Origin of the sequence: Streptomyces chartreusis NRRL 3882, from assembly GCF_900236475.1 — a bacterium.
In the GTDB taxonomy this organism is placed as follows: domain Bacteria; phylum Actinomycetota; class Actinomycetes; order Streptomycetales; family Streptomycetaceae; genus Streptomyces; species Streptomyces chartreusis_D.
This window is the reverse complement of the sequence record NZ_LT963352.1, coordinates 6,475,678-6,493,394: the sequence shown is the minus strand read 5'-3', so window position 1 is coordinate 6,493,394 and position 17,717 is coordinate 6,475,678. Positions and strand designations below refer to the sequence as shown.

14 protein-coding genes are annotated in these 17,717 nt (G+C 72.2%); 7 read left to right on the top strand and 7 right to left on the bottom strand.

What is annotated here, in order from left to right; translation table 11 throughout:
- Positions 1-14 precede the first annotated feature (14 nt).
- Positions 15-1,019, bottom strand: a complete 1,005-nt coding sequence (locus tag SCNRRL3882_RS29340; RefSeq protein WP_010037036.1) for a carbohydrate ABC transporter permease — start codon at positions 1,017-1,019, stop codon at positions 15-17.
- A gap of 118 nt (positions 1,020-1,137) precedes the next feature.
- Positions 1,138-2,406, bottom strand: coding sequence for an extracellular solute-binding protein (locus SCNRRL3882_RS29335; protein WP_010037035.1), 1,269 nt, complete (start codon positions 2,404-2,406; stop codon positions 1,138-1,140).
- 391 nt (positions 2,407-2,797) lie between these two features.
- Between SCNRRL3882_RS29335 and SCNRRL3882_RS29330 the strand changes: the two genes are divergently transcribed.
- Together SCNRRL3882_RS29330 and SCNRRL3882_RS29325 are read left to right on the top strand one after the other, a co-directional pair.
- Complete coding sequence (locus tag SCNRRL3882_RS29330) at positions 2,798-3,832, top strand: LacI family DNA-binding transcriptional regulator (RefSeq protein ID WP_029180970.1); 1,035 nt, start codon at positions 2,798-2,800, stop codon at positions 3,830-3,832.
- 93 nt (positions 3,833-3,925) lie between these two features.
- The gene (locus tag SCNRRL3882_RS29325) at positions 3,926-4,804 is read left to right on the top strand and encodes a phosphatase PAP2 family protein (protein WP_010037030.1); all 879 of its coding nucleotides are present in this window, start codon (positions 3,926-3,928) and stop codon (positions 4,802-4,804) included.
- Positions 4,805-5,607: 803 nt separating this feature from the next.
- Here the strand turns inward: SCNRRL3882_RS29325 and SCNRRL3882_RS29320 are convergent.
- Complete coding sequence (locus tag SCNRRL3882_RS29320; protein WP_010037029.1) at positions 5,608-7,179, bottom strand: amidohydrolase; 1,572 nt, start codon at positions 7,177-7,179, stop codon at positions 5,608-5,610.
- Positions 7,180-7,205: 26 nt separating this feature from the next.
- A complete protein-coding gene (locus SCNRRL3882_RS29315) occupies positions 7,206-8,657 on the bottom strand; it encodes an APC family permease (RefSeq protein ID WP_010037027.1) in 1,452 nt (483 codons plus the stop codon).
- Between the two features lie 169 nt (positions 8,658-8,826).
- Here SCNRRL3882_RS29315 and SCNRRL3882_RS29310 point away from each other — a divergent pair, with 169 nt between their 5' ends.
- Positions 8,827-9,474, top strand: coding sequence for a TetR/AcrR family transcriptional regulator (locus tag SCNRRL3882_RS29310; protein WP_010037026.1), 648 nt, complete (start codon positions 8,827-8,829; stop codon positions 9,472-9,474).
- On the opposite strand, the gene SCNRRL3882_RS29305 is transcribed toward SCNRRL3882_RS29310, so the two are convergent.
- Entirely contained in the window at positions 9,471-12,479 is a 3,009-nt protein-coding gene (locus tag SCNRRL3882_RS29305) for a bifunctional [glutamine synthetase] adenylyltransferase/[glutamine synthetase]-adenylyl-L-tyrosine phosphorylase (RefSeq protein WP_010037023.1), read from the bottom strand. The two genes, SCNRRL3882_RS29310 and SCNRRL3882_RS29305, sit on opposite strands and share 4 nt — an antisense overlap.
- A gap of 148 nt (positions 12,480-12,627) precedes the next feature.
- On the opposite strand from SCNRRL3882_RS29305, the gene SCNRRL3882_RS29300 reads away from it, so the two are divergent.
- From SCNRRL3882_RS29300 to SCNRRL3882_RS29290, 3 genes are read left to right on the top strand one after another with little or no spacing between them, the layout of a single operon-like run.
- Complete coding sequence (locus tag SCNRRL3882_RS29300; RefSeq protein WP_010037020.1) at positions 12,628-13,143, top strand: pyridoxamine 5'-phosphate oxidase family protein; 516 nt, start codon at positions 12,628-12,630, stop codon at positions 13,141-13,143.
- Between the two features lie 22 nt (positions 13,144-13,165).
- Positions 13,166-13,615, top strand: a complete 450-nt coding sequence (locus SCNRRL3882_RS29295) for a VOC family protein (RefSeq protein WP_010037018.1) — start codon at positions 13,166-13,168, stop codon at positions 13,613-13,615.
- A 42-nt stretch (positions 13,616-13,657) separates the two neighbouring features.
- Positions 13,658-14,080 carry a hypothetical protein gene (locus SCNRRL3882_RS29290; RefSeq protein WP_010037014.1) on the top strand — a complete coding sequence of 141 codons (423 nt, stop codon included), beginning with the start codon at positions 13,658-13,660 and terminating at the stop codon, positions 14,078-14,080.
- A 74-nt stretch (positions 14,081-14,154) separates the two neighbouring features.
- Here SCNRRL3882_RS29290 and glnA read toward each other — a convergent pair whose 3' ends face one another.
- Positions 14,155-15,516: a type I glutamate--ammonia ligase gene (gene glnA, locus SCNRRL3882_RS29285; RefSeq protein WP_010037011.1), complete on the bottom strand. Its 1,362-nt coding sequence runs from the start codon at positions 15,514-15,516 to the stop codon at positions 14,155-14,157.
- A gap of 296 nt (positions 15,517-15,812) precedes the next feature.
- On the opposite strand from glnA, the gene SCNRRL3882_RS29280 reads away from it, so the two are divergent.
- The gene (locus SCNRRL3882_RS29280) at positions 15,813-17,000 is read left to right on the top strand and encodes a globin domain-containing protein (RefSeq protein ID WP_010037010.1); all 1,188 of its coding nucleotides are present in this window, start codon (positions 15,813-15,815) and stop codon (positions 16,998-17,000) included.
- A 52-nt stretch (positions 17,001-17,052) separates the two neighbouring features.
- On the opposite strand, the gene SCNRRL3882_RS29275 is transcribed toward SCNRRL3882_RS29280, so the two are convergent.
- Positions 17,053-17,502: an RrF2 family transcriptional regulator gene (locus SCNRRL3882_RS29275; RefSeq protein ID WP_010037007.1), complete on the bottom strand. Its 450-nt coding sequence runs from the start codon at positions 17,500-17,502 to the stop codon at positions 17,053-17,055.
- Between the last annotated feature and the right edge of the window lie 215 nt (positions 17,503-17,717).

Below are 17,717 nucleotides of genomic sequence, written 5' to 3'. Positions count from 1 at the left end.
TTCGGACTCCTGCCTCAGATCGCGAGCTGCTGCTCGTTGCGGTTCAGCCAGCGGCGGTAGAAGGACGTGAAGACGATCAGGAGGGACAGGAGCAGGATTCCGTAGGCGGCGGACTGGGCGTAGTCGCGCGGCTGCTGCCCGAAGCCCAGCTGGTAGGCCCAGGTCACGAGGATCTGGGCGTCCGGGGCGGTGTTGCCGAACAGCAGGAAGATGATGGCGAACTGGTTGAAGGTCCAGATCACGCCGAGGAGCACGACCGTGGTGCTGACGGACCGCAGGCCGGGCAGGGTGACGTACCGGAACCGCTGCCAGGCGTTCGCGCCGTCCATCTCGGACGCCTCGTACAGGCTCGCGTCGATCGACTGGAGTCCGCCGAGCAGCGAGACCATCATGAACGGCACACCGCACCAGGTGTTGACCATGATCGCGGCGAACCGCTGCCAGAAGGTGTCCTCCAGCCACAGCGGCGTCGGCAGGTGCAGGAAGTCCAGGCCGGAGTTGATGATGCCGCCGTCGGCGAGCATGAACCGCCAGCCGAACACGGTGACGAAGGTCGGCACGGCCCAGGGCAGCACCAGGATCAGCCGGTAGAGGGTGCGCCCGCGCAGCTTCTGGTTCAGCAGCAGCGCCAGCCCGAGGCCGATGCCGTAGTGCAGGGCGACGCAGGCCGCCGTCCAGAAGACCGTCCACAGGACGTGCGACCAGAAGCGGTCGTACGACGTCGGGCCCCACAGGATGTCGGCGTAGTTGTCCAGGCCGATGAACTGGTAGGTGGCGTCGATGTGGTTGACGCCGATCGTACGGGCGGTGTTGAGGCTGGTGGCGTCGGTGAGGGTGAGGTACAGGCCGTACGCCAGCGGGTACAGCACGAGGACGCCGAGGACGATCGCCACCGGGGCGATCATCGCGTAGGCGTACCAGTGCTTGTGGAAGCCGTTCTTCAGCCGCCTGCCCGGCCCGGGCCGCGGTTCCCGCTCACCGCGCCGCTTGCCGGTCGCTCGGTCGATGACGACGGTCATGGTTCGACACCTTCTGGAGGTTCAAGGAGTTCAAGGGGAGCTGCCCAGACACAGGCGCGGGCCGGTGGCCGCCGGACCCCCTCCCCCATGACCGGGGGATCCGGCGGCCACGCGGCGGTCACTTGGAGAAGTCCGGCACCAGCTTGGTGATGGCGGTCTCGGCGTCACCGAGGCCCTTGTCCAGGGACTCCTTGCCGCCCGCGATCTCGATCAGCTCGTCGTCGAGCGGACCCCACAGGGAGCTGTACTCGGGCAGCGCCGGGCGCGGCTGGGCGGAGGACAGCACGCCCTGGTAGCCGGCGATGCCGGGGTCGGCCTTGACCTTCGCGGTGTAGGCGTCCTCGCGGGTGGGGAGCGTGGAGTTCTTCAGCGCGATGGTCTCCTGCGCCTTCGCCGAGGTCATGAACTTCACGAACTTCAGCGAGGCCTCCTGGTGGGCCTTGTCCGAGCCCGCGTACACGGAGAGGTTGTGGCCGCCGGTCGGGGCGCCCGCCTTGCCGGTGGAGCCGGCCGGGACGGTGGCGATGCCGAGGTTGTCCTTGTCCTTGAAGGCGGAGCCCTTGTAGAAGTTGGTGATCTCCCACGGGCCCTGGATGATCGAGGCGACCTTGCCGCTGACGAACGCCTCCTGGATGTGGGCGTAGGCGTCGGCGGTGGTGTCGGCCTTGTGCAGGCCCTTGCCGGAGAAGAGGCTCCGCCAGGTGCCGTAGGCCTTCTTGGCCGCGGGCGAGGTGACGGTGATCTTCTTGGCGTCGACGTCGACGGTGTCGGTGCCCTCGCCGTAGAGGAAGGACTGGGCGTAGTAGGCCTGGGTGGAGCCCCAGTAGCCGTCGACGCCGGTCTTGTCCTTGATGGTGGCGGCGGCCTTCTTCAGGTCGTCCCAGGTCTTGGGGGCCTCGACGCCGGCCTTCTCGAACAGGGCCTTGTTGTAGACGAGGGCGAGGGTGTCCGTGGTGAAGGGGACGCCGTAGGTCTTGCCCTCGTACTTGGCCTGCTCGATCAGGCTGGGCTGGAACTTGTCCTGCTCGGCGAGGGCCTCGGTGCCGTCCAGCGGCGCGAAGAAGCCCTTCTTGGCGAAGGCGGGGGTCCAGCCGACCTCGGAGCGCAGCACGTCGGGGGCGCCCTTGGAACCGGCGGCGGTGTCGAACTTGTTCTGCGCCTGGTCGAAGGGGACGTTGACGTAGTTGACCTTGATGTCCTTGTTGGCGGCCTCGAACTCCTTGACCAGGGCCTGGTAGGTCGGCGCCTCGTTGGTGGCGTTGGAGGTGTCCCACCAGGTGATGGTGACCGGGCCGTCGGCCTCGTCGCCGCTGTCGCTTCCGCCGCACGCCGTCGCCGCCAGGGCGAGGGACGCCACCAGCGCGGTGGCCGCTATGCCACGCCGCATGAGTTCTCCTTGAGGGTGAAAGCCCGTTCGTGCTGCCGACTGCGCCGTTGGCGGCCGGGCGTCGGTGAGATTAGCCGCGCTGCAACGAGTTGCGAAAGACCTTGCAGCAAAAAGTTGCAAGCGGTGCGGATGGTTATCCCGCCGTGACCTCGCTCCGGCCCCTGCGGAGCCGGGATTTCCGGCTGTTCGGCGGGGAGTCGGACAGTTGTGCAAGACTCTGCAAGCACTTGCCATCCGTTGCCGGCGGGGGAATCATCCGTTGCGGATCGGACGCCGACCACGACTTCGAGGGACCGCGATGACCAAGCAACCCGCAGCGGGCCGTGCGCCGGCCCGCACCAGGCGTCCCGTCGGTGTGCAAGCAGAACCCCGGCCGCTACAGTCCGGTGCTGTGACCACACGGCTTGCCGACATCGCTGCTCAGGCGGGGGTGAGCGAAGCGACCGTCAGCCGCGTCCTCAACGGGAAGCCGGGCGTCGCCGCCACCACCCGCCAGTCCGTGCTGGCCGCCCTCGACGTGCTGGGCTACGAACGCCCGGTGCGGCTGCGCCAGCGCAGCGAGGGCCTGGTGGGCCTGATCACCCCGGAGCTGGAGAACCCGATCTTCCCGGCCCTGGCCCAGGTCATCGGCCAGGCCCTGACCCGGCAGGGCTACACGCCGGTGCTGGCCACCCAGACGCCGGGCGGCTCGACCGAGGACGAGCTGACCGAGATGCTCGTGGACCGCGGGGTCGCCGGCATCATCTACGTCTCCGGGCTGCACGCGGACACCACCGCCGACATGCAGCGCTACGACCGGCTGCGCGCGCAGGGCGTGCCGTATGTGCTGGTCGACGGCTTCTCGCCGAAGGTGCAGGCGCCGTTCATCTCCCCCGACGACCGCGCGGCGATGAACCTCGCGGTGACGCACCTGGTGTCCCTGGGGCACACGCGGATCGGTCTGGCCCTGGGGCCCAAGCGGTTCGTGCCCGTGCAGCGCAAGATCGAGGGGTTCGTGCGCACCATGCAGGACCAGTTGGGCCTGGGCGCCGAGACCGTCGAGAGGGAGCTGGTCCAGCACTCCCTCTACACCCTGGAGGGCGGGCAGGCCGCGGCCACGGCGCTGATCGAGCAGAACTGCACGGCCGTGGTGTGCGCCAGCGACATGATGGCGCTGGGCGCGATCAGGGCGGCGCGGCAGCGTGGCCTGGAGGTGCCGAAGGACATCTCCGTGGTCGGCTTCGACGACTCGCCGCTGATCGCCTTCACCGACCCGCCGCTGACCACGATCCGCAAGCCGGTCCCGGCGATGGGCCAGGCGGCGGTCCGCACGCTGCTGGAGGAGATCGGCGGGACGCCCGCGCCCCACAGCGAGTTCGTGTTCATGCCGGAACTGGTGGTGCGCGGCTCGACCGCTTCGGCCCCCGGGGACCGTGCTCGCCCCTGAGGCGGTCGGCTGGATTTCGCCCTAGAACATGCGGTCCGCACCACAGCGGAGGATGATCGGGGGGACAGGGCTTTTCTGGCAGACTTTGTGCCTATGGGTGACACCACCGTGACGACGCTGGACGGCCGGGAAGCGGCCGTTCCGGATCCCGTCGCGGCCGATCCGGGGCAGGGTCTCCTCCCCCGGCTGCGCACCCCTCGCCGGCCCCGGTTCTGGTTCGAGATCCTGCTGATCGCGGTGAGTTACTGGGTGTACTCACTCGTCCGCAACGCCGTGCCCGAGCAGAGGACCGAGGCGCTGCGCAACGCCGACTGGATCTGGCAGGCCGAGCAGCAGCTCGGCATCGCGGTCGAGGAGTCGGTCAACCACGCCGTGAACTCGGTGACTTGGCTGATCATCGGCATGAACTACTACTACGCGACGCTGCACTTCGTGGTGACGCTGGGTGTGCTCGTGTGGCTGTACCGTCGCCATCCCGGCCGGTACGCGGCGACCCGCCTGGTGCTGTTCGGGACGACCGCCGTCGCCCTGGTCGGTTACTACCTGTATCCGCTGGCGCCGCCGCGGTTGATGAACGGCGGCGATTTCATCGACACCGTCATGGTCCACCAGACCTGGGGATCGATGGCGTCCGGCGACCTGAAGCACATGTCCAACCAGTACGCCGCGATGCCGTCGATGCACATCGGCTGGTCCATGTGGTGCGGCCTGACGATCTTCGCCCTGGCGACGATCCCCTGGGTGCGGGTGCTGGGCCTGCTGTACCCGGCGCTGACCCTGGTCGTCATCGTCGCCACGGCGAACCACTTCTGGCTGGATGCGGTCGGTGGCGTGCTCTGCCTGGCCTTCGGGTTCACGGTGGCGGGGGTCTGGTACGGGAGGCATCCGTACGCACTGCCGAGGGACGTGCCGAGGCAGCGCCCCGGTACGTCACGGCCGCCGCGCGAACCGGTGACGCCCGCCAAGGCCTGACCCACTTCCACGGCGGCGGTCCCCCCACGGCTGCACCGCCACCGGACGCGCCGCGCCCGAGGCCGCGGCCGTTCGCGCGGCCGACACCGGCGGCACCCGGCCACGTCGACGGCGGCCTGCCCGGCGGCGGGACAGCCACGCCGGCGGGCGGCCCGGGGAGCCGCCGTGCTTCACGAACCGGGTGGCCTCCACCAAGGACTGACCCACTCCCGCAGCGGTGGTGCCCACCGACCCCACCGCCACCCGACACGCGGGCCCGAGCGCACCACCGTCCGCACGGCCGGCACCGGCGGCACGCCCATCCGCGCCGACGGCGGCCTGCCCCGGCGGCGGGACCCCCAGCGCCGACGGGCGGCCCGCCCGGCTGCCCGGGGAGCCCGTCCTCGCGCGGGCCCGAGGGCGCCGCCGCCCGGCCGCTTCCGCGGCGGCCCGCACGGCCGTGGGACCGCCGCCGACGAAAGGCGGCCCAGCCCGGCTGTTGCGGGAGCCGCCCGTGCCTCACGAACCCGGTGGCCTCCACCAAGGACCGACCGACCCCCGCAGCGGTGGTGCCCACCGACCCCAGCGCCACCCGACACGCGAGCCCGAGCACACCACCGTGGCGCCGCCGACACCGGCGGCACGCCCGGCCACGTCGACGGCGGACTGCGCGGCGGTGGGACCCCGCGCCGACGGGCGGCCCGGCGCGGCTGCTCGGGAGCCGTGCCCGAGGGCGCCGCCGTCCGGCCGCTTCCGCGGCGGCCTGCACGGCCGTGGGGCCTCCGCAGGCGACGGGCGGCCCGGCTGCTCCGGAGCCGCCTGTCTCACTCCTCCCGGTGCACCACGTGCCCCCCGGTCACCGTCAGTCGCACCGGCGCCTGCGCCACCTCGTCCGGTGGAGCGGTCACCGGGTCCAGCCCCAGCGCAGTCAGGTCGGCCCGGAGGCCGGGAGCGATGCGTCCGGTCGCGTCGGACTCCCCCGCCGCCAGCGCCGCATGGCTCGTGCAGCCCTCCAGTGCCTCAAGGCCGGTGAGCCCGGCGCGTGCCGAGGCCGCGCCCCTCGGTGCGCGGGCCGTGGCGAGCACGGCGCGGGCGTCGTAGTGGGCGATCGGCCAGTCCGAACCGAGGGCCACCACCGCGCCGGCGTCCCGCAGGTCCCGCAGCCGCCAGGCCCGGCCGGCCCGCCCGGGGCCCAGCCGCCGGGACCACTCGTCGGTGCCGTCGGCCCGGGTGTACGCGGTGTGCGGCGGCTGCATGGACGCCGCCACTCCCAGCCTCGCGAACCGCGGCAGCAGCTCGTCCGGCACGGTCTCGATGTGCTCGACGCGGTGCGCCCCCCGCCCGCCCGGCCCCAGCCCTTCCACCACGTCCAGCACGTGCCGTACCGCCGCGTCCCCGATGGCGTGCGTGGCCGTGCGCACACCGGCCGCGTGCAGGTGCCGTACGGCGGCGGCGTACGCCTGAGGGTCGGGCCAGAACGCGTCCGTGCCCTGGCCGTGGCAGTCGGCGTGCTCAAGCCAGGCCGTGCCGCCCTCGACGGTGCCGTCCATGAAGAACTTGACCCCGCCGGTCCGCCAGTGCCGGCCGCCCCGGCCCTGCACGGCGACCAGCTCGTCCAGGGCGGTCCGGTCCGCGCCCGGCATGCACCAGGGCGCGAACCGCAGCCGCACCGGCAGCACCATCTCCGCGGCCACGGAGCCGATCAGCTCCGGGTCGCCGGCGTCCATGACGTGCGCCCCGGTCAGCCCGGTCGCGGCCATGGCGGACAGCAGCTCCACCAGGCGCGCCCGGCGAGCGGCGTACGACGGCCGGGGAGCGACCTCGGCCACCAGGCCCATCGCCGCGTGCTCGACGAGATGCCCGGTGGGCCGGGCCGAGGCGTCGCAGACGACCTCCGAGCGCTGGGCGAAGCCCCGGGGGCCGTGCACGCCGGCCGCGACGAGGGCCGGGCCGGTCGCGAGGGCGGAGTGGCCGTCGTAGAGGCGCAGGAAGGCGGGTGTGCCGTCCAGGACGTCCTCGATCAGGTCCCGGTGGACGGGGCGGCCCTCGAAGGCGTTGTGGTCGAGGCCGAAGCCGGTCACCCACCCGTCGGTGCGCGCCGCGTCCGCGAGGGCGGCCCGCAGCCCCGCCAGGTCCGTCACGCCCGACAGGTCCGTCCCGGTCGCCATGTCCAGCCCCCACACGGGGTGGCTGTGCGCGTCGACGAGTCCGGGCACCAGGTGCGCCCCGCCCAGGTGGACGACCTCGGTGCCCGGGCCGCACCAGTCGCGTACGTCCGTCTCGTCGCCCACCGCCGCGATCAGCCCGTCGCGCACGGCGACGGACGTGGCGTACGGGCGGTCCGGGTCGAGGGTGCGGACCTTGGCGCCGGCGAGGACCAGATCGGCGGTCGGCATGTGAGGAACTCCCTTGCAGAGCTGAACTATTCGGCGGGCTCGGCTGCGAACTCGGCGTAGACCCGAGGGCGCTTCCTGCGCAGGCACCAGGCGAGGGCGAGGCCCGCGGCGAACACGGCGGGGGCCGTGACGACGAGGACGGTGTTCACGGTCGGGGACGCCCCGGTGAACAGGTCGATGTGGTTCACCACCAGCACGATGGCCGTCGCGAGCAGTACGGCGGCGGCCACGGGCGCCACGACCGTGCGCAGCACGCCCTCCTGGTGGCGCACCCGGCGGAAGTAGCAGGGCACGGCGATCGCGGCGAGCAGCTGGAGCAGGAACAGGCCGATCATCCCCGGGGTGTTGACCCACAGCAGCAGCTGCCCGTACGGGTCGGCGCCGGCCGCCGCGAAGGCCAGGACGACGACCGTGCCGAGGACCGTCTGGGCGAGGCCGGCCACGTACGGGGAGCCGTGCCGCGGGTGGATGCGGCCCAGCGCCTTGGGCAGCACGCCCTCCTCGGCGAGGGCGAGGGCGTACCGGTTGATGGCGTTGTGGAAGGCGAGCAGCGAGGCGAGGACGCTGGTGACGATGAAGACGTGCATCAGGTCGGCCGCCCAGCCGCCCACGTAGGTGGTGATGGCGGTGAAGAACAGCTCGCCGGGGTTCTTGCCGGCGGCTCCGGCGATCTCTGCGTCGCCGAAGGCCTGGATGACGGTCCAGACGATGAACGCGTAGAACAGCCCGAGGAATCCGACGGCCAGGTAGGTCGCGCGCGGCACGGTGCGCTGCGGGTCGCGGGCCTCGCGGCGGTAGATGACGGTCGACTCGAAGCCGGTGAACGCGGCGAAGGCGAACGCGAGGACGGCGGCCGTGCCGGGGACCAGGACGTTGCCGGGCTCGAAGGAGGCGAGGGACAGCCCGTGCGCGCCGCCCTTGATCAGGACTCCGCCCGCGAGGAGGACGAGGATGCCGGTCTCGGCGACGAGCAGGACGCCGAGCACCTTGGCGCCGAAGTCGATGGAGCGGTAGCCGCCGTAGCCGATGAGCAGCAGGCCCGCGAGGGAGATCGGCAGCCAGGGGAGGTCGGCGCCGAACAGGGCGTGTGCGGTGTCCTGGGTGGCGGAGCCGAGGAGGCCGTAGACGCCGATCTCCATGCCGTTGTAGCCGACCAGGGCCAGCAGGGCGGCCCCGATGCCGACGGGGCGGCCCAGTCCGCGGGTGATGTACGCGTAGAAGGCGCCGCCGCTCCTGACGTGGCGGCTCATGGTGGTGAAGCCGACGGCGAAGACGGCGAGCGTGAGACCGGCCAGGAGATAGCCGACGGGGGCGCCGACGCCGCCCAGCAGGATCGCGAGGGGGGCGACTCCGGCCATGACGGTGAGCGGGGCGGCGGCGGAGACGACGAAGAAGGCGATGTCGGCGGTGCCGAGGGAGCCGGAGCGCAGGGTCGCCGTGGCGGGCGGGGTGCGCTCCCCTGAGGTGGTGACGGACATGGGGCAAGCCCTTCGAGCGGCGGACGGGAGGGAATCCGGGCGTGGAGGGAATCGGGGCGTGGGGGGAGTCCGTGCGTGCGGGATCGCCGCGGTAAATCTAAAGGCTTTCGGTTTTGGCAATGTAGCCTCTACCTCGGCATCCGGGAAGACCTCAGGGGGACCACCGACCATGGGACGGCCGCGCACACCGCTCCTCGACCGCGAGCGCATCGCGACGACGGCGCTCGAAATCGTCGACGAGCGCGGCGACTTCAGCGTGCCGCAGGTGGCCAAGCGGCTGGGCGCGCAGACCGGCTCGGTGTACCACCACGTGGACGGCCGGGACGGCATCGTGGAGTTGCTGCGCGAGCGGGTGGCGGCGGCGATCGACCCGGCGACCCTGGATCTGCGTCCCTGGGACACGGCCCTGGAGGCCTGGGCCCGCTCCTACCGCGCCGCGTTCGCCGCGCATCCCAAGGCGATCCCGCTGCTGATGACGTCCCCCGTGCGGGCCCCGCGCGTGCTGGAGCAGTACGAGCGGGCGGTGACGCTGCTGCTCGACGCGGGCTTCGCCCCGGCCGATGTGATGCCCCTGATCACCGCCCTGGAGAACCTGGTCCTCGGCTCGGCCCTGGACCTCGCGGCCCCCGAGACGATGTGGGAACTGACCGCCTCGGCACCGACCCCACGGCTGGCCGAGGCACTGTCGGCGGCGACCGAGGGCCGGGCGGACCGGGCGTTCGAGGTGGGGCTGACGGGCCTCATGAACCACGCGAGGGAGGTGCGGGCCGGTACGGGCCGGGGCCAGGGGGCGGGGGGCGGGCCCGTAGCCCCCTAGCGCTCCGCCGACCCGTAGAACAGCTCGTCCACCACGGCCCGGGCCCTGCGGGCCGTCCGCCGGTACGCGTCGAGCATGTCGCCGGCATGGCCGGGTCCGTAGCCCAGGTAGCGGCCGACGGCGGCGAGTTCACGGGGCTCCGTGGGGAACGTGTCGCCCGCCCGGCCGCGCACCAGCATGACCGCGTTGCGCACGCGGGTCGCGAGGACCCAGGCCTCGTCCAGGATCGCCGCGTCCTCGTCCGTGATGAGACCGGCCGTACGGGCGGCGGCCAGGGCCTGACGCGTCCGGGTCGTGCGCAGGCCCGGCTCGGCCGCGCCGTGCCGCAGTTGCAGCAGCTGCACCGTCCACTCCACGTCGGACAGACCGCCCGGCCCGAGCTTGGCGTGCAGCTTGGGATCGGCACCCCGCGGCAGCCGCTCGGACTCCATACGGGCCTTCAGCCGCCGGATCTCGCGCACGGCCTCGTCGGCGAGTCCGTCCGCCGGGTAGCGCAGCGGGTCGATCAGCTCGATGAACCGGCGGCCCAGGTCCTCGTCCCCGGCGACGGGTTCGGCCCGCAGCAGCGCGTGCGACTCCCAGGTCAGGGCCCACCGGCGGTAATACGCCTCGTACGACGTGAGGGTCCGCACGAGCGGGCCCGACTTGCCCTCCGGGCGCAGGTCCGCATCGATGAGCAGGGGCGGGTCGGCGCTGGGGATCTGGAGCAGCCGGCGCATCTCGGAGACGACCTTGTTGGCGGCCTGGGAGGCCTCCCGCTCGTCGACGCCGTCGCGCGGCTCGTGCACGAACAGCACGTCCGCGTCGGAGCCGTAGCCCAGTTCGTGTCCGCCGAAGCGTCCCATCCCTATGATCGCGAACCGGGTGGGCAGGCTGTCCCCCCACCCGTCGCGCACGACCGCGCGGAGCGTGCCGGCGAGGGTCGCGGCCGTCAGGTCCGACACCGCGCCGCCGACCCGGTCCACCAGGGCGCCCGGGTCGGCCTCGGCGGCCTGCTCCTCGGTGCCGTAGGAGCCGACGATGTCGGCGGCGGCCGTCCGGAACAGCTCGCGGCGGCGCACCCCGCGGGCGGCCGTGACCGCCTGGGCGGCGCCGTCGGCCCGGTTCACGGCGGCGAGTATCTCCTGCTCCAGATGGGCCCGGGAGCGCGGTTCGAGGCCGCCGCCGTCCCCGTCGCCGAGGAGCGCCACCGCCTCCGGAGCGCGCATCAGCAGGTCGGGCGCGAGCCGGCCGGCGGACAGTACGCGGGCGAGGTTCTGCGCGGCGGCGCCCTCGTCCCGCAGCAGCCGCAGGTACCAGGGCGTCTTGCCGAGCGCGTCCGACACCTTGCGGAAGTTGAGCAGACCCGCGTCCGGGTCGGCCGAGTCGGCGAACCAGCCCAGCAGGACGGGCAGCAGGGTGCGCTGGATGGCGGCCTTGCGGGTGACGCCCGACGCCAGTGCCTCCAGGTGGCGCAGGGCGGAGGCCGGGTCGGCGTAACCGAGGGCGACCATGCGCTCCCGGGCCGCCTCGGCGCTCAACCGGGCCTCGCCGGTGGCGAGTTGGGCGACCGCGTCGAGCAGCGGCCGGTAGAACAGCTTCTCGTGCAGCCGGCGTACGACGCCTGCGTGCCGCTTCCACTCGCGAAGCAGCTCGGCGACCGGGTCGGTGCGCAGGCCGAGGGAGCGGCCGATGCGGCGCAGCTCGGCCTCGTCCTCGGGCACGAGGTGGGTGCGCCGTAGCCGGAACAGCTGGATCCGGTGCTCCATGGAGCGCAGGAAGCGGTAGGCCTCGTCGAGCTGGGCGGCGTCGGCCCGGCCGACGTACCCGCCGGCGGCGAGGGCCTTCAGCGCGTCGAGGGTGGTGCCGCTGCGCAGCGAGGTGTCGGTCCGGCCGTGCACCAGCTGGAGCAGCTGCACGGCGAACTCGACGTCCCTGAGGCCGCCCGGGCCCAGCTTCAGCTGGCGGTCGACCTCGGCGACGGGGATGTTCTCCACGACCCGGCGGCGCATCTTCTGCACGTCGGGGACGAAGTTCTCGCGCTCGGCGGCCTTCCACACCAGGGGCTGGACGGCGGCGACGTACTCCTCGCCGAGGTCGAGGTCGCCGGCCACCGGCCGGGCCTTGAGCAGGGCCTGGAACTCCCAGGTCTTGGCCCAGCGCTGGTAGTAGGCGAGGTGGCTGGAGAGGGTCCGCACGAGCGGACCGTTCCTGCCCTCGGGCCGGAGGTTGGCGTCCACGGGCCAGATGGACCCCTCGACCGTCGTCTCCGAGCAGATCCGCATCATGTGCGAGGCGAGCCGGGTCGCGGCGCGGACGGCCTTGGTCTCGTCGGCTCCCTCGACGGCCTCGCCGACGAAGATGACGTCCACGTCGGAGACGTAGTTCAGCTCGTGGCCGCCGCACTTGCCCATCGCGATGACGGCGAGCCGGCACAGGGCGACGTCCTCGGGCGCGGCCTCCCCGGCGAGACGGAGGGCGGCCCGCAGCGTGGCGGTGGCCAGGTCGGCGAGCTCGGCGGCGGACTCGGCGACACCGGTGGTGCCGCACACGTCCCGTGCGGCGATGGACAGCAGGCAGCGCCGGTAGGCGACGCGCAGCGAGACGGGGTCGGTCGCCTCCGCGAGACCGGCCTCGAACTCCTCCACCCCGGGGTGCAGGTCGTGCGCCTCGTACATGACGAGCGCCTGCCAGTCGTCCGGGTGCCGGGTGAGGTGGTCGGCGAGGGCGGTGGAGGCGCCGAGCACACCGAGCAGGCGGTCGCGCAGCGGCTTGGACGAGATCAGCGTGTCGAGCAGCTCCCGGCGGGCGCCGGGCTCCGGCTGGGCCTCCAGCAGCCGGACCAGTCCGAGCAGCGCGAGATCGGGGTCGGCGGTCGCGCCCAGGGCGTCCAGCAGCACCGGGTCGTCGCGCAGGGGCGCGAGCTCGGCGCTGTCCAGGAGCCGCTCGGCGGCGGAGGCGTCGGTGAAGCCGTGCCGCAGCAGCCGCGTGAAGGTACTGCTCCTGCGCCCCGGCGCCGCCGTCATCCGGGCCTCCCTCACACTCTTCCTCGGACCTGCATCGGATCAAGGTCGTACGGCTTGAGCCTAACCGCAGAGCCCGGGGGAAGCTCCGATGAGTTCGGTGGGCGGACGGGGTCTGCACCTGTGAAGCCACAAGGCCGGGAGGACGCTCATGACCACCACGCACCCCGAGGAAACCCGTCTGGACCGCCGCTACAGCGACGAGAGGGCCACCGCGACCGACTGGCCGGAGGCCGAGGCGCGGCTCACGGCCGCCGAACTGTTCTGGATCACGACGGTGCGCCCCGACGGCCGCCCGCACGTCACCCCGCTGCCGGCGGTCTGGTCGGACGGCGCCCTGCACTTCTGCACGGGCCCGGAGGAACGCAAGGCCAGGAACCTCGCCGGGAATCCGCACGTCGTGCTGACCACCGGCACGAACACCTGGAACGAGGGCTACGACCTGGTGGTCGAGGGCGAGGCGACGCGCGTGACCGACGACGGGCGGCTACGCGAACTGGCCGCCGCGTGGGAGGCGAAGTACGGCAGTTTCTGGCACTACGAGGTACGGGAGGGCTATTTCCACCACGGCGCGGGACACGCGGCCGTCTACTCGGTGGCGCCACGGACGGTTTTCGGCTTCGGTAAGGGAGAGCCGTTCAGCCAGACGAGGTGGCGGTTCGCCTGATGCCTGACGAAGGAGTCACGCCATGGACTTCACGCTCGAAGTCATCCCGCTGCCCGTGACCGACATCGACCGCGCCCGGGACTTCTACCGGGACAAGGTCGGCTTCCACGTGGACATCGACCAGGAGGTCATGCCCGGGATGCGGATCGTCCAGCTGACGCCTCCAGGCTCCGGCTGTTCGATCGCCCTGGGCGACTCGATCTGGGAGATGACCCCCGGCCCCACCCCGGCCCCCGGCTCCTACCAGGGCCTGCAGCTGTGCGTCGCCGACATCAAGGCGGCCCACGCGGAACTCGTCGAACGCGGCCTCGACGTCTCGGAACCGGTCCAGTACGCCCCCGACGACGGCGCCACGTTCATGCACTTCCAGGACCCGGACGGCAACGGCTGGGCGGTCCAGGAGTACCGGCGGCGGGCGACGGAGCCGCTGCACGAGCTGCTGGCGAAGCTGAAGCGGCAGCAGGAGGGCTGATCCCCGGGAGGGGTCCCGGCCGGTCCCCCTACGCTCGCCGGCATGGTCTACGTCGACTTGCCCGAGATCGGGCTGGAGGGCGAGTGGTCGGTGAGCGACGGGGAACGGACCCTGGCCGCACGCCTGCTGCCGATGCTCCCGGCCGCGCCCCCACCCGGAGCCGACGGGCCCGTCCGGTGGGGCGTCGTCGACACCGCCCTGCGGACGGTGCTGGAGGTGATCCGTGACAACGGCGACCTGCTGTTCGCGGACGCGGCAGCGGTGACGAGCCGGCCGGGCGGCGTGAAGATGATCGACATGCCGTTCGCCATCGGCAGGCTGTTCAACGAGATCGACACCTACCACCGGTTGTGGCTGTCCCGAGGCACGGCGGCCGGCAACGAGTACCTGGACTCGTGCGTCGAGCGACTGGAACCGGAGGTGGCGGAGCTGCGGCGGGTGCTGGCGGAGGCCGCGCAAGCGTAGGGGCGCGGTGTACCGAGGCCGACGGTCCACGACCGCCGGCCTCGGCCCCGCCCCAGCGGGAAACCCGACAGGGCTTACAGCGCCGGCAGGTTCTTCCGCAGCTCGAACGCCGTGACCTCCGAGCGGTACTCCTCCCACTCCTGCCGCTTGTTGCGCAGGAAGAAGTCGAAGACGTGCTCGCCGAGGGTCTCGGCGACCAGGTCGCTGCGCTCCATCAGGGTCAGGGCCTCGCCGAGGTTCTGGGGGAGCGGCTCGATGCCCATCGCGCGGCGCTCCGCGTCGGAGAGGGCCCAGACGTCGTCCTCGGCGCCCGGCGGGAGCTCGTAGCCCTCCTCGATGCCCTTCAGGCCGGCGGCCAGGAGGACGGCGTAGGACAGGTAGGGGTTGGCGCCGGAGTCCAGGGAGCGGACCTCGACGCGGGCCGAGCCCGTCTTGCCGGGCTTGTACATCGGGACGCGGACCAGCGCCGAGCGGTTGTTGTGGCCCCAGCAGATGTACGACGGGGCCTCGCCGCCCGCGCCCGCCGTGCGCTCCGCGCCGCCCCAGATGCGCTTGTAGGAGTTCACCCACTGGTTGGTGACCGCGGAGATCTCCGCCGCGTGCCGCAGCAGGCCGGCGATGAAGGAGCGGCCCACCTTCGAGAGCTGGTACTCCGAGCCCGACTCGTAGAAGGCGTTGCGGTCGCCCTCGAAGAGGGAGAGGTGCGTGTGCATGCCGCTGCCGGGGTGCTCGGAGAACGGCTTCGGCATGAACGTGGCCTGCACGCCCTGCTCCAGCGCCACCTGCTTCATGACCAGGCGGAACGTCATGACGTTGTCGGCCGTGGAGAGCGCGTCGGCGTAGCGCAGGTCGATCTCCTGCTGGCCCGGCGCGCCCTCGTGGTGCGAGAACTCGACGGAGATGCCCATCGACTCCAGCATGGTGATCGCCTGGCGGCGGAAGTCCATGCCGACGTTGGTCGGGGTGTGGTCGAAGTAGCCGGAGTTGTCGGCGGGCGTCGGACGGCTGCCGTCCAGCGGCCGGTCCTTCAGCAGGAAGAACTCGATCTCCGGGTGCGTGTAGAACGTGAAGCCCAGGTCGGAGGCGCGGGCCAGGGCGCGCTTGAGCACGTAGCGCGGGTCGGCGAAGGACGGGGAGCCGTCCGGCATGAGGATGTCGCAGAACATCCGGGCCGTGCCCGGGGCCTCCGCGCGCCAGGGCAGGATCTGGAAGGTCGACGGGTCCGGCTTGGCGATCATGTCGGACTCGTAGACCCGGGCGAAGCCCTCGATGGCGGAGCCGTCGAAGCCGATGCCCTCGTCGAAGGCCTGTTCCAGTTCGGCCGGGGCCACGGCGACGGACTTGAGGAAGCCCAGCACGTCCGTGAACCACAGGCGTACGAACCGGATGTCGCGCTCCTCCAACGTCCGGAGCACGAACTCCTGCTGCTTGTCCATCTTCCGCTTCCCCATCCTTGCTGGTCAGGCCGCCTTCTCTTCCGTACCACGGGAGGCGGTCGGGCACCTGAGCATCCCACCACACCACCATTTCGTACGCGTTGCGCACCATGATCGCCCGGCCGGCCCGGGACCGAACGCCTCACGTACGGCGGGTGAACTGCTCTTCCGCCCATAGTGCCTGCTCGCACCGACATCCGTAACGGCCGGTCCCCACCGGCACCCCACCCTCTTAATTTGCATTTCAGATGCAACTTTAAATACCGTGCGCGGCAGTCGAGTCCCGAGGAGTCCCGATGCTGTCCGAGCAGTCCGCCGCCACCGTCCGCGCCACCCTCCCTGCCGTCGGCGCGGCCCTCGGCACGATCACCGAGCGCTTCTACGCCGGGCTGTTCACGGCCCACCCCGAGCTGCTGAACGACCTGTTCAACCGGGGCAACCAGGCCGCCGGCACGCAGCGCCAGGCGCTCGCCGGATCCGTCGCCGCCTTCGCGACGCACCTGCTGGACCACCCGGAACAGCGGCCGGACGCGATGCTGCACCGCATCGCCCACAAGCACGCCTCCCTCGGCATCACGCCCGAGCAGTACGACATCGTCCACGAGCACCTGTTCACCGCCATCGCCGGCGTGCTCGGCGACGCCGTCACGCCCGAGGTCGCCGCCGCCTGGGACGAGGTCTACTGGCTGATGGCGAACGCCCTCATCGCCGTCGAGAAGCGGCTCCGGGAAGAGCGGGGCGGACACGCCTGGCGGGCCTGGGAGGTCGTCGAGCGCGTCGCCGAGACCGACGACGTCGCCACGTTCCGGCTGCGGCCCGCGGGCGGCGGTCCGGTGCGGGACTTCCTCGCGGGCCAGTACGTCTCCGTCCGCGTGGCCCTCCCGGACGGCGCCCGCCAGATACGGCAGTACAGCCTCTCCGGGGCGCCCGCCCCGGACCTGAGGCAGATCAGCGTGAAGCGCGTGCACGGCGAGGGCGCCCCCGACGGCGAGGTCTCGAACCACCTCCACGCGCGCGTGGAGGTGGGTGACGTCCTGGAGCTGTCCGAGCCCTACGGCGACCTCGTCCTGGACGCCGGCCCCGACACCCCGCTGCTGCTGGCCTCGGCGGGCATCGGCGTGACCCCCATGACCGCGATGCTGGCCCACCTGGCGGGCTCGGGGCACCGCGCCCCGGTCACCGTCGTGCACGGCGACCGCTCACCCGCCACCCACGCCCTGCGCACCGACCACGAGGCCTACGCCGCCAAGCTGCCCGCGGCGGCCGTCCACTTCTGGTACGAGCGGGACGCCCCGGCGGGCACCCGCTCCGGCCTGGTCGACCTCGCCGAGGTTCCGGTCGAGCGGGGCACGCGCGCGTACCTGTGCGGACCGCTGCCCTTCATGCGGGCGGTACGGGCCCAGCTGATCGGCAAGGGCGTGGCACCGGCCGACATCCACTACGAGGTGTTCGGGCCGGACCTGTGGCTGGCGGGGCAGGCTTAGGGGGCTTCTGATGGATCTCCGTGGAAGAAGGCGAAGATCCATCAGAAGCCCCCTAAGGGCCGGGAGTACCGGCCGCCCGCGAGATCCCCAGCAGCAGCGCCCCGGTCGGTTCCGCCGCGATGTCCGTCACCGTGATCGGGTCCAGGGAGGCGAAGAACGCCTCCTGGGCCCGGCGCAGCGCGCCGCGCAGGCGGCAGGCGGAGTTCAGGGGGCAGGGCGTGGGGCCCTCGCAGTCGACGACGTCGCCGTCGCCCTCGAAGGCGCGCACCACGGCGCCCACCGACGCCGTGCGGCCCTGCTCGGTGAGGTTGAGGCCGCCGCCGCGCCCGCGACGGGCGGTCAGCAGGCCCATGTGCTGGAGCTCGGCGACGACCTTCGCCAGGTGGGTGTACGGCACGTCCATGCCGGCGGCGACGTCCCGGGTCGTCGGAGTCGACTCGCCGGCGACGGCGAGCCGCATCAGGACCCGCAGGGCCAGGTCGGTGGAGCGCAGCAGCCGCATACCCGCAGCGTAGGTAATCGGTATCTGCGGTTCAAATAATCCCGGGCTCGGGTTCGAAGAGTCGGGAGCCCGGGTTCACATCGTCCCGGGGAAGCTGTCGGGCACCTGTCGGTGCCGTATCGATTCAGCCCATTCCTGCGGCCGCCCTACGAGGGGCCCGCTCTCCCCCATTACGATCAGCCCACCCGATCGTCCCACCTTTCCCACGAAGGACA